Origin of the sequence: Clostridium sp. 1001275B_160808_H3, from assembly GCF_015550425.1 — a bacterium.
GTDB lineage: Bacteria > Bacillota > Clostridia > Clostridiales > Clostridiaceae > Clostridium.
This window is the reverse complement of record NZ_JADNAT010000031.1, coordinates 1-12,884: the sequence shown is the minus strand read 5'-3', so window position 1 is coordinate 12,884 and position 12,884 is coordinate 1. Positions and strand designations below refer to the sequence as shown.

At 28.0% G+C, this 12,884-nt stretch carries 9 protein-coding genes; all 9 read left to right on the top strand.

What is annotated here, in order from left to right; all coding sequences use genetic code 11:
• Positions 1–253: 253 nt before the first annotated feature.
• Positions 254–697 (top strand): prepilin-type N-terminal cleavage/methylation domain-containing protein, encoded by a 444-nt coding sequence (locus tag I2A75_RS18145; RefSeq protein WP_195266658.1) that lies wholly within the window; start codon positions 254–256, stop codon positions 695–697.
• Between the two features lie 131 nt (positions 698–828).
• Positions 829–2,025, top strand: coding sequence for a type IV pilus assembly protein PilM (gene pilM, locus I2A75_RS16455; RefSeq protein WP_195266656.1), 1,197 nt, complete (start codon positions 829–831; stop codon positions 2,023–2,025).
• Between the two features lie 12 nt (positions 2,026–2,037).
• The gene (locus tag I2A75_RS16450; RefSeq protein WP_195266654.1) at positions 2,038–2,586 is read left to right on the top strand and encodes a PilN domain-containing protein; all 549 of its coding nucleotides are present in this window, start codon (positions 2,038–2,040) and stop codon (positions 2,584–2,586) included.
• A gap of 1 nt (position 2,587) precedes the next feature.
• Positions 2,588–3,868: a type 4a pilus biogenesis protein PilO gene (pilO, locus tag I2A75_RS16445; protein WP_195266652.1), complete on the top strand. Its 1,281-nt coding sequence runs from the start codon at positions 2,588–2,590 to the stop codon at positions 3,866–3,868.
• A gap of 8 nt (positions 3,869–3,876) precedes the next feature.
• A complete protein-coding gene (locus I2A75_RS16440; protein WP_195266650.1) occupies positions 3,877–4,797 on the top strand; it encodes a prepilin-type N-terminal cleavage/methylation domain-containing protein in 921 nt (306 codons plus the stop codon).
• A gap of 21 nt (positions 4,798–4,818) precedes the next feature.
• Positions 4,819–6,891, top strand: a complete 2,073-nt coding sequence (locus I2A75_RS16435) for a hypothetical protein (RefSeq protein WP_195266648.1) — start codon at positions 4,819–4,821, stop codon at positions 6,889–6,891.
• A gap of 13 nt (positions 6,892–6,904) precedes the next feature.
• Complete coding sequence (locus I2A75_RS16430) at positions 6,905–7,501, top strand: prepilin-type N-terminal cleavage/methylation domain-containing protein (protein WP_195266646.1); 597 nt, start codon at positions 6,905–6,907, stop codon at positions 7,499–7,501.
• 19 nt (positions 7,502–7,520) lie between these two features.
• Positions 7,521–10,400, top strand: a complete 2,880-nt coding sequence (locus tag I2A75_RS16425; protein WP_195266644.1) for a VWA domain-containing protein — start codon at positions 7,521–7,523, stop codon at positions 10,398–10,400.
• 666 nt (positions 10,401–11,066) lie between these two features.
• Complete coding sequence (gene kdpA / locus I2A75_RS16415; protein ID WP_195266642.1) at positions 11,067–12,806, top strand: potassium-transporting ATPase subunit KdpA; 1,740 nt, start codon at positions 11,067–11,069, stop codon at positions 12,804–12,806.
• Positions 12,807–12,884: the final 78 nt, after the last annotated feature.

Sequence of the window (12,884 nt, the reverse complement as noted above, 5' to 3'; positions counted from 1 at the left end):
GAGTTTTGGTTAACTCGCTACGCTAAAACAAGTAAGCAACACTAAGGCATAGTAGTTCTTCCTTCACCAAGTACTTCTAACTACTGGCTATATGCTTATTTCACAGTCTATTTATCTTCGCCAACTTATATTTGCATTTAAATTACAATTGAAAAAATAAAAGATAAATCAATTATTTTAATCTTAAATATATATTTAAAATGATTTAAATTGAAAGATTTAATATAAATTAAAAAATCAAGGAGGAATTTACATGGTTAAAAATTTAAAAAACAAGAAAAAAAAGAAAGGATTTACACTTATCGAACTTATCATCGTTATAGCAATTATAGCTATAATAGCAGCAATAGCTATTCCTAAGTTTGGTGACGTTAGAAAGAATGCTAATATAAGTGCTGATATAGCTAACGCTAAACAAATACAAGGTGCTGTTTCAATAGTAATAGCAAATGGGGATGCTGCACTACCAAGTTCAGATTTAACATTTGTTCTTGATGGAAATGATAAGGATGGAGGTACTTTAGAAACTAAAGTAAAAGAACAGTTACAAGATTCTACTCCTAAGATTAAAGCTGCAACAAATAAGGGGGGGAATTTTACAGTAGTAGTTAGTACTGATGGTAAAGCAACAATTAAAACAGCTAGTGATGGAACAGTAATTTATCCAAATGGAACAGGCGACTATTTAGAAAAATAGAAGTTAACTCAAGGCAAAATGCAGACAAAATCTGCATTTTGCCCATACAAAAGATTTTTAGCTCATCTAAAAATCAACCTTAATTATCAATTATCCATTGTCCATTATCAATTGTATCGTGGGGTGATTTAATGCCAAGTAAAAAGTTCAATTTATCAAAGTTAAAAGAAATAAGTAGTATGGATGTAAAAGACATAGGAAAGTTTTTTAAGAAGGAAAACTCTGAGAATTTGAATTCTTCTTATGAAGGAAATAAAACTGAAAAGAAAAGTAAGTCTAAAGAAAGATCAAAGGCTGTTTTATCTATAGATTTAGGAACTAACTCTATAAAATTAGTGGAAGGTAAGTTTCAAAAAAATAGGCTTAGTTTAAGTAAAGCAATTCAAATACCAACGCCTGAAGGATGTATTGCAGATGGAAAAGTAATGAATCTTCAAGGTGTTATAGATGTTTTGGATTTTATAATAAAGGAAAACGGTATAAAAGCTAAGGATGTAGTGTTTACAACTAATTCATCTTCAATAATAAATAGAGATATTGTAATACCTTTAGTTCAAGAAGATGAAATGGAAACTGTAATTAGATATGAAATACAACAATATTTACCTATAAATTTAGATGATTACATAATTCAATTTATAGTTTTAGATGAAATTGTTGATGATGCAGGAGCAAAGCTAAAAATAAATGTAACTTCATTTCCAGAAAGAATGGCTTTTGCATATTACAGTGTAGTAAATTCATTAGAGTTAAATCCATATGCATTAGATGTAACTTATAATTCTGTAAATAAGATAGCTAATTATGCTGATTACACATCCAATAATGGACAAGTTATGGGAGGTACTGTTGCTTTTGTTGATATGGGAGCAACCTCTATTAATGTGGCAATATTTAAAAATGGTAAATTAGATTTTACAAGAATGATAAAGTCTGGTGGGGATAATATAGATTATGCCTTAAGCCAAAGCCTGAATATGTCAATAAAATCAACAGAATCTATAAAGATAAAGGAAGGAAATCTTTTGAGTGATGATGATAAAGATATTTCAAACACAACTATAAAAAAAGCTGTTGATGAAATCTTAGAAGAGTTAGAAAGAATACTTCAATTCTATAGCAATAAATCTAACACAACTATAGACAAAATTTATATTTATGGTGGTTTATCAAATTTAAATAATATTAATTTATATATGAAAAACAAGCTATCCATAGATACAGTTAAAATAGATGAAATAAGAAATATAGATATAACATCTAAGGATTTAATAAATGAAAATCTTGGTCAATACTTAAATGCCATAGGCGCAATTATAAGATTATAAGGAGGACATTATATGATAAAAGATATGAACTTTTTTGCACCTTATCAAGGTCAGAAAAAAGAACAAAAAAATAAGAATATTTATGTTTACTCCTTAGTAGGTTTTTTATCTGTAGTTATAGTTGGAAGCTTGGCTTGGAATAGTACAAATATAATTTTATTAAATAGTAAGATAAAAAATTATAATGAAAAGTTAAATCAAGAGGATGTAAAAGAAAAGATAGCTAAATGGGATGATATAAGTAGAAAAGATGATATTTTAAATAAATATGATACTGAACTTAGTAAAATAGTAGGCTCATTAAAAACTAGAGAAGTTGTAACAACAGAAGTGTTAGATAAATTGAGTGCAACATTACCAACGGAAGTAACATTTAATAGTATAAACATAACTAATACAGAAATTTCTATTCAAGCTGTTTCAACAAGTAGAGTTGCAATTGGTGAAATAGAGCATAACTTAAAAAGAATCGATAATATACAAGATGTGTATATTGGTGGAATATCAGGGGATGAAATTTATACCTTTGATATAAAATGTGTATTAAAGGATGTTGAGTAAAATGAATATAAGTAAGAGAGAAAAATATTTAATAGGAATTTTATTAACTGTATTAATATGTTTTGTTTATTATCAATTTATCTATACTAAGCAAGTTGAAAAACTAGCTACTAAAAGGACTGAAAAAAATCAAATTGAACAAAGATATAAAGATGTAATGGAGAATATATCAAATCTAGATTCTAAAGAAGAAAATTTAAAAATATTAAAATCAACAGTTCTTGATAAATCTAAAAATTTATACCCAACTATAATACAAGAAAAAATAATAATTGAATTAGATAAATTACTAAATGATAGTGGTCTTAAGGGAAATATTGCATTTAGCCCAGTAGAAGTATCATCTGTAGAAAAGATGGTATCACCAGAAATTCAAAAGATAGAAAGTTCATTAAAAGCAATAGCAGATGAATACTCAGGAGATACAACAGAAAATGAAAGTAGTAATGTAGAAGTTAATAATGAAAATAACAATACATCTACTGAAAGTAATGAGGGACAAGCGTCTAAAGATTCTCAAGAAGTGTCACCTGAACAAAATGGTACAACATCAGAACAACTTAAAGTTGCTATTAACTTTTCAGGAAGCTATGAATCCTTAAAAAAGTTTATTTCATCAGTACAAAGTTATGAAAGAAAAATAGTAATTACTAATATATCAATATCATCAAAATCACAAGAAGAGTTAACTGGAGTTATGAATTTAGAATTCCATGCAGTGCCTAAATTGTCAGATGAAGACATGCAATATTTACTTTGGACATTAAACAATGTATATGGAAAAGAAATCTTATTTAGTAGTGGAGCAGCAAATGGAGCTTATGCATCTACTATAGAGGAACAAAACAATAAAGAAGATATTAATGATTTTGTGATGATGCTGAAATCATCTTTATCTGAACTACCTACAGTAACTATTGGTAGAGCTAAGGATGAATCAAGAGAAAGTTATATTTATTCAGATAATGATAAGGTTGAAGAAGTGGAAATAATCTTTGATGAAGCAGCAGGAAAAACATATTATAAGTATAAAACAGCTGATTCATATTATCCTAAAGACAATTCTTCAGAGGGAAAAGAATTCACATCAAAATCAGATGATATAGTACTTGAAATAATGAGTGAAAAAAGAATAGAAAGCTCAGATAATTCAGGAATAAAGTTAAAGGTAGTTAACAATACATCTAAAAAGGTTGAAATCATAGTTAAAGATGATGATACTTCAAATCCTAGAGTTTCAGTAACAAGTGAAGGTAATACTGTAAATGTTACTAAGAAGTAGGTGTTAATATGAATAATAATAAAATAAAAGCAAAGAAAGGGATGACATTAATTGAGGTAATAATTAGTGTTGCCCTTTTATCAATATTAATAGTACCTTTATCAGGCTTAGTAATGTCTAGTTTAAAAAATAATATAAGTGCAGAGTACAGACAAAAAGCAAGCTATATAGGCCAAAAGGTTTTGGAAGAATTAAAGGCTTATGATGAAATTAAGCTACAGGGTGGTGCCAGTGAAAAGTATTTTGAGCTTTTAGATGGGGATAAAATAATTCAGGATTTAAATGCGGATTCAACTGGAAATACCTTTAAAGGAAATTTTGAAAGAACTATATATGGAGGTACTTCTGAATCATCTGGAAAAGATGAGGATCTTTATAATGTTGAAGTTAAGCTAGAAAAGGATTTGAATTTTCAATATGAAAATGTAAATAACCTAGATAAAAATAATAATGCAGCTTTTATACTTAATTTTCTTAGAGATAGTAGTAACAACAATGTAATTAAAATAGAAGATAACCCTGACAATAGTTATGCTGTTTCAAATGAATTAATAATGGAATTAGATAAGAACTCAAATAACCTAATTATATATAAAAAAAATGCTTCTACACCTTTAGTAACCGTTAATAAAACTAATGTAGATAATAATAATATTGTTTTATATATTAAGGAAGGTTTTTCTCAAAATATGAATATAGAATTCAAAAATAATACAGAAGAAACTGTAGAAATTCATTTAATAAGTGGTGATAATAATTCTTCTAAGTTTAAGATATACTCAAGCATTGGAGATGTTATCTTATATGAAGAAAAGCAAATAGAAGAAAATCCAGTAGCAGATATGTATAACTATACAGTTACAGTTAAAGATAGTGAAAATAATATTTTATTTGAAGGATCTTCGAGTAAAAATGTGAATATAAAATAGGTTTATGGAGGTGAATTATAGTTGAAGATTAGGAAAAAGAAAAAAGGATCTACCTTTGTAATAGTAGTTGTAGTAATGGCAATTATTTTTACAACAGGAACAACAATATTAGCAGTTACAGCAAATGATTATAAGATGAGAATAAATCAAAGTAAAAAGATTCAAAACCTTTATGAAGCAGATTCAGGTCTAGATGTAGTTGAAAATATAATAATAAAAACCTCACAAGAAGCCATAAAATATGCAGATAAAGAAGTTAAAAAGGAATTTACAAAGTTAGAAGAGAAAGATAGAACCAAGGAAAACTTAGACAAAATCTTCCGCAAGTATTTTTTTGAATTTTTAACTGAAAAAAACAAACAGAAACTTAGTGGAGTAGATTTGGATATTTTACAATACTTAATAATTGAAAAGAAGTATATAAAATCAATACTAGAAAGTGGAACTTTAGAATTTGAGTCTGCAGTAGATAATAAAAAAGATACATTTAAAATAGAGATACCAGTGAAGGGTTACGATTTTAAGAAAGATGACAGTATTACAATAAAAGTTAATTCAACCTTTGAAAATGCTGAAGGAGAATTAAAAAATAAAAAAACAATTTCTACTACTTTTAAAGTGGTAGCTCCAGAATACAATTCAGAAATAACTTCAATAAATATTTATCCAGTTTTTGATGGAAAAGCAATAATAGCAGATGGAAATATGAATGTTGAAAGCTTAGTAAATAAAAGCGTTGTAAATATAAGTGGTGATATATGGATAAAGGGAAATAATAATTTAGGAGAAAAACCAGAGTACACTTTTGAAAAGTATATAGGAGGAATAAAGCTAGATAATACAAGCTTTAATATTAATGGAGATATATACACAGCAAATACTTATCATTTAAATAATAATGCACAAAGCACAGTAAATGGAGATATATTTGCTAAAAATATTTATGTAGGAAAGTCTATAAATTCAAATGTTTCAAAATCAAATAATGTAACCTTTGGAAATAATGTTATTGTAAATAATGATTTAGCTTTAAATGCTACAAATAGCAATATAGTAATAAAAAATAATTTTTATGGGATTAATGATAAAACAGTTAAGAAAGTAGTTGATTTTTCAACAGCAGATAAAGCTTTAAATTCTAGTAGTATTATTGTAAATGATATAAGTAAAACTTCTACAATTACAGTAAATAAGGATTCTTATATTATGGGAGTTGCTTATTTAAATGCAACAGATGAAAGTGGAAATAAATATCAAACAGGAGAATCAGTAGCAGTAAAGGGAAATTATCTAGCTTATACTGATGTTGAGGATTTATTAAATGGAGCTACAAATGTTACTTTAAAATATTATTCACCGTTACAGCTATTAGAAAGTAAAAATGGACAATCTGATGCGGCTATGAAGGCAAATTATTTCTCAGATTATTATTCTAAAAATAATTCTTATAGTTTTAATGATGGTGGTGTTAAGCTTAAAGGAATAGTTAAATCTGTTGGAGCAAGTGTTAAAGATAGTAAAGGAAACGTTCAAAAATCTAATATAAGTGATAGTGATATAAGTATAGTAAATGAGAAAAGAAATGAATTTGCAAGAAATGTATTTGCTATGGGGGATGCTACAGGATATGAAAACCTGTATGATGGACAAGAAGTTAAGAGAACTGTTGATAATCAAATTGATTTCAGTAAGATTTCAAGTGTTGAGAATAAACCTTTTAATACAAGTGAAGGTATAGTAATTTTAAAAGGTAAGCAAAATGGCAATATTGAAATAAAAGATAATAAATATAACGGACAAACTATAGATAAGGGGTTAATAATAACTAATGGAGATATAACAATAGAAGGTGAGTTTAATTTTACAGGAAATATAATTACCACAGGAAATATAATTTTAAAAGGTGAAGGAGAAAAAAATATAACTTATGATCCACAAGTTGTAAGAAGTATTTTAGCTTTAAATCATGATTTATTAAAAGACATATTTGTAAAATCACAAGGTGATAGAGAAGAAGTAAAAGTTACTTCAGCTTCAGAGCTTTATAGTGTTGATAAATTCCTTACAAAATCATTATGGAGAATTGTTAAATAGAAGAGGTGGAATTATGAGAAAAAAGGCAAAAGGGTTTACTGTATTAGAACTTATACTTACATTAAGTCTAACAGTTGTAGTGCTTGGAGTAGTTTACACCTTTTTCTTTAGTAATAGCAAAACATTAGCAAAAACAGAAATCAATTCTGATTTGCAATTAGAATCAGAAGCGATTCAAAAGGAATTATTACTATATGGGACACAAGCAGAAGGAATAAGTAAGCTAAATAATGTTACTATTAAAGATACTAATAAATATAATTATGAAGGATCACTAGATGATAATGGAAAGCTAGAAGTAGAAGAATTAAGGTTTAAAATTGGGGAAGAGTATTTTACATTTATATATGATAAGAGAAATAATAAATTAACTTTAAAGAAAGTTAATAAAGATGGGGATGAAGTTACAGACTCTAAATTAAATCTTCCTAAAATATTATCATCTAATGTTACAGAATTTAAAGTTAGGCCTTTAGATTATAGAATGAATTCAAAAGGGAATTTTAAAGAAACTACAGGCTTGGAAATTTCGCTAGTTTTAAATAAGAAAAAAGGATACTCAGATGTGACTATACCATTAAGTGTCATAGTTAAGTTTAGAAATAAATAATATGGGGAGGAGGGGGAATATGAGTAAGAAAAATATAAAGATTATAAGCTCATTGGTAAGTTTTACTATTATAGTATCACTTATTACTTTTAAAAATATAAGAGTTAATGCTGATGTTTCGGATATGCCAATATTTGATGTTAAAATTGATTCTGTAGATCCTAATCCAGCGCTAGTAGGAGAGGATATAACAGTTAATGGAACAATCACACCACAACCATTTGAAACAACTGTACCAGCTAAGGAAATAGTATTAGTACTGGATGTCTCAAATAGTATGAATGAGCATATAAAAGGAAGAACAGGGGTTAGAAGAATAGATGCATTAAAGGAAGCAGCTAAAAATTTTATGGATAAGATGAAGACTGTACCCAACCTTAAAATTGGCATAGTAACATATGGAACTAATGCTGAAATAAAAAAATCAAAGATTAATGGTGTTAATAATGTTTTAATTAATGCAAGTAATTCGGATAAGTTGAAAGGGATAATTAATAATATAGATATATCAGGAGGACAAGATGGAGGTACAAATACTGGAGATGGTTTAAGAAAAGCTTCATATTTGCTAAGTCACTCTACTGAAGCGAATAAAAATGCAAATAAAACAATTGTCCTTATGTCCGATGGAATGCCAACATATAGAGTTTCGAATTATGAATGGAAAGGAAATAGGTATTATAAAAATGAGCTTAATTATTATACAAACATAACAATAGAGGGGTATGAAGCTGCAGAGGTTTTTGGAACTGGTAATAGTGATAAGGATCTTAAAAATACAAACTATGCTATAGATGTTGGTAAGATAATAAATGAAAAAGGTTATAATGTTTTTTCTGTTGGATATGGATTAAGTAATACAATTGATTCCGGGGAAAAATTAAGTGGACTTGATAAAATTAAATTAATACATGCTTCAATGATTGGAGCTAATATTAAAGATAATAAGGTTAATGATGGAACTATAATAAATAAGGAAAATGGTTTTTATGAGACTAGTGAAGGAGCTATAGATGGAGTTTTTCAACAAATAGCTGATAAAATTATAGATAGTTATCCTATTAATAATGTAGCTTTAAATATAGATTTTAATGATAGCTTCTCATTAAATATAGGTGGAAATACTGTAAATATAGGAAATGTTATTTATAAGAAGAAATCTGAAAATGGTAGTAGGGTTAGATATGAAGCGGACCCATTTAATTTTAGTTTTAAGGTAAAGGGAAACAAAGAAGTTGAAAATCAACCTATTTATAAAAAGATGGAGATTAACTATAAGTGGAATGATAGATTAAAATCTATAAATACAAATACAATAGCTAATGTTACGGTAGAATCAAATGAATTACCTATAATTCAGGCTAGTCTTATAGGGAATAAAACTATCAATATAAATGAAAATCAAGATTTTACGGTAAGTTATAATATAGAGCCGAAAGATTTTTCTTTTAATGATGAAACTAATTCTAATAAGAGTGATGTAGTTTTTGTTATAGATGTGTCTAAAGACATGGGGAGTTATATGGATCCTCTAATAAACGATCTTTGGAATGATATTTTAAATAATGATAGGCTAAAGGTTGCTAAAACAGAATATGATATAATAACTTTTTCTAATAAAGTAGAAATTATTGATTTAAGTTCAAGTAGTTATTCGAATTATAGTCAATATATTACAGATCTTAATGATAATTATATAAAAAATAAGTTAAAGCCTGATAACTCTAATTCTAAAAATATAACCAATACCTATAATGATATAATAAAATTATTAGATAATGGAAGAGCTGGGGTAAGAAAGAATGTAGTTTTCATCTCAGAAACTAGTAATATAAAATATGGAGTGGAAAAAGATTATGGTGCTTTGAAATCAAGGGGATATAATATAATAACTGTAGAAATTGAAAATTTAAACAATGGGAACAATAAAAATGATTTAAAGGATTTCCATAAACTGCTTGGAGGCTTATCAGAAAATTATTTTTATTCCAAGGATCAAAATAAGCTACAGAATAATATCTTGGCAAAGGTGGCTGATCGAATAGCTTCAAATTCGAGCTATAATGATTATAAGTTTACTCCAAAATTACAGATTGATCTAGGAGAAAATTTTGATTTAGTTACTGGGGGCGAAGTATTAGATAATAATATGGCCAGTATAAAAGTACCTGAAATAATATATAAATATTCTAAAACTGAAAATATTTATAAGGCTGATAAAACCAATGTTAAAGTTATCATAAGGCCTAAGAGTGGAAAGGTTGGAAGTTTAAAATTTGGTAGTCAAAATAAATTAATTTATAAAAAACTTATAAAAGATGAAGATAAATATTCTTTAGTTGAAACTCCGATAGTAATTGTTACACAGCAGATAAAAAATGTTACTCATGGTTTATACAACGGAATTATAGACAAGCTATATAACGAAATTATGGTCAAGGAAGTAAGTATCCAAGAAAATAATGACGGTACAAGCTTCGAAATAGCTCAAGACTCAACAGTAACCTTTGGTTCTAAGTTTACATTAAGCGGAAACAGCGTTGATTTTGCCTTAAATATAGATAATAAATTTAATACTGTAAGTACAAATGATATTAAGATATATAAAAATTTAAAAGATTCATCAGGCAATAGCATATTAACAGAGATAACAAATGGAAATAGAGCTATAGAGAATCAGGGAGATAATAATTTTAAGATATCTATTAATAATATTAAAGAAAGCAACCAGACATCAGAATCGGATATATTAGTTATATATCAAGCCAGGGTTAAAGATGAGCTTTCAATGTCACAATCACTAACAAATGAAATTAAGTTTAGTAATTTATCAAAGAGTGTTAATATAATAACTCCACAGGCATCTGATAAAAGTCCGAGCTTGCCTGATTTATTTTAAAAATACACAAAAGAACATACATTTTTAAGGTGGTCGCGTTGCGCGCCCCCCTTATACTTAATATAAAATAAATAATATTTTAAGGGTCTCACGTTTCGTTATATCCTTGAATTTAAAATAAATTATCACTTATATTATCTTAGTTTTAACTAAGAATTTTATAGGATATGATAATATATATGCTTAATGATAATTTATTTTAGTTATATTGGAGTATTTAACCAAGGGTGAAATTAAAAATATAAGATGGAAGCAAAGAACTGAAAAGAATGCATGATAAATTAGAGAAGGAATTATAGGAAATGTATGGATTATTAGATAAAGATATAAATTATATTATTAATACACTAATAAGATTCCAAGAAATAGAGAAGGCAATTATCTTTGTGAGTAGAGCAAGGAAAATTGGAAAAGTAATATACCAAAAATAATAAGTACTTTTTAAGGAGGTCGCGAAACGCGACCTCCTTTTTTTATAAACAAAATAATCTTTATACAATCTTAATGTCATACTTATTAATCCTAACACTATCTTTATATGGATTTTTATATAATTTTAGATGAAAGGGGGAAGAAAATAATGACAGTAGTTACTATTTTAATTGGTTTAGTAGCCTTAGCGCTATTTGTTTATTTAACTTATATTTTACTAAGGGGTGATAATGAATGATTAACTCAATAATACAGTACTCATTATATTTGATAATTTTAGTTGTACTAGCTATTCCGTTAGGAAAATATATTGGGAAGGTAATGAATGGAGAAAATGTTTTCTTAAGTAAGGTATTAAATCCAATAGAAAACTTTATATACAAGATATTAAGAATAGATAAAGATGAGGAAATGGATTGGAAGAAGTATTCAATTTCAGTAATTGCTTTTAGTGTTATAGGATTTGTAATTTTATTTTTGTTACAAATGGTACAAGGTATATTGCCTTTAAATCCTGAAGGAATTAATGGAATGAGTTGGCATTTAAGTTTTAATACAGCATCAAGTTTTGTAACTAATACAAACTGGCAATCGTATTCAGGTGAAAGTCAGGCAACTTATTTAACTCAGATGATAGGATTAACAGTTCAAAACTTTGTATCAGCAGCCGCTGGTATAGCAGTTTTATTTGCACTTATAAGAGGCTTCACTAGAGTAAAAGAAAAGACTATAGGAAACTTCTGGGTAGATGCTACAAGAAGTACAATTCATATTTTAATGCCATTATCAATAGTTGTTTCATTATTAATAGCATCTCAAGGAGTTGTGCAAAATTTTTCATCATATCAAGAAGTTGAATTATTACAACCTATAACTCTTGAAGATGGAACAGTTATAACAAAACAAGTTGTCCCTCAAGGACCAGCAGCAAGCCAAATTGCAATTAAGCAATTAGGAACTAATGGTGGTGGATTCTTTGGAGTTAACTCAGCTCATCCGCTAGAAAATCCTACACCTTTTTCAAATGCAGTAGAAATGTTATCAATACTAATAATTCCAGCAGCTTTATGCTTTACATTTGGGAGAAATATTAAGGATAAAAGACAAGGTAGAGCAATATTTATTGCAATGTTTTTAATGCTAGTTATTGCTCTTGGAGTAATAGCAGTAAACGAAGCTAATGCAACACCTCAATTAGCACAAAATGGATTAGTAGATATATCTACAATTAATCAAGCTGGTGGAAATATGGAAGGTAAAGAAACCAGATTTGGTATAGCTTCATCAGCAACATGGACAGCATTTACAACAGCAGTAGCTAATGGATCAGTAAACTCAATGCATGATAGCTATACTCCTATAGGGGGAATGGTGCCTATGCTACTTATGCAGCTAGGGGAAGTAATATTTGGTGGAGCTGGATGTGGATTATATGGAATGTTAGCCTTTGCGATAATAGCAGTATTCATGGCAGGTTTAATGGTTGGAAGAACTCCTGAATATTTAGGAAAGAAAATAGAACCATTTGAAATGAAGATGGCAATGCTAGTTTGTCTTGCAACACCAATTGCAGCATTAGTAGGAAGTGGAATTGCAGCATTAGTTCCAAGTGTATTAGATAGTCTTAGTAACTCAGGTGCACATGGTTTTTCAGAAATGCTTTATGCATATTCATCAGCAGCTGGAAATAATGGGTCAGCTTTTGCAGGATTTGCAGCAAATAAACCATTTATAAATGTTAGTTTAGGATTGATTATGTTATTTGTAAGGTTTGTTCCAATGATAGCAACACTTGCTATTGCGGGTTCATTGGTTCAAAAGAAGAAGGTAGCAGTAAGTGCAGGAACATTACCAACACATGATGCATTATTTGTAGGTCTTTTAGTGTTTGTAGTACTTTTAGTTGGGGCATTAAGCTTTTTCCCAGCTCTTGCATTAGGACCAATAGCTGAATTCTTCCAAATGATAGGATAGAGATAGTGTAAAGTTTCGTATGAAAAAAATAGATAAATCAACATAAAGGTAATTATTTGAATAAATTGATTTATGTTG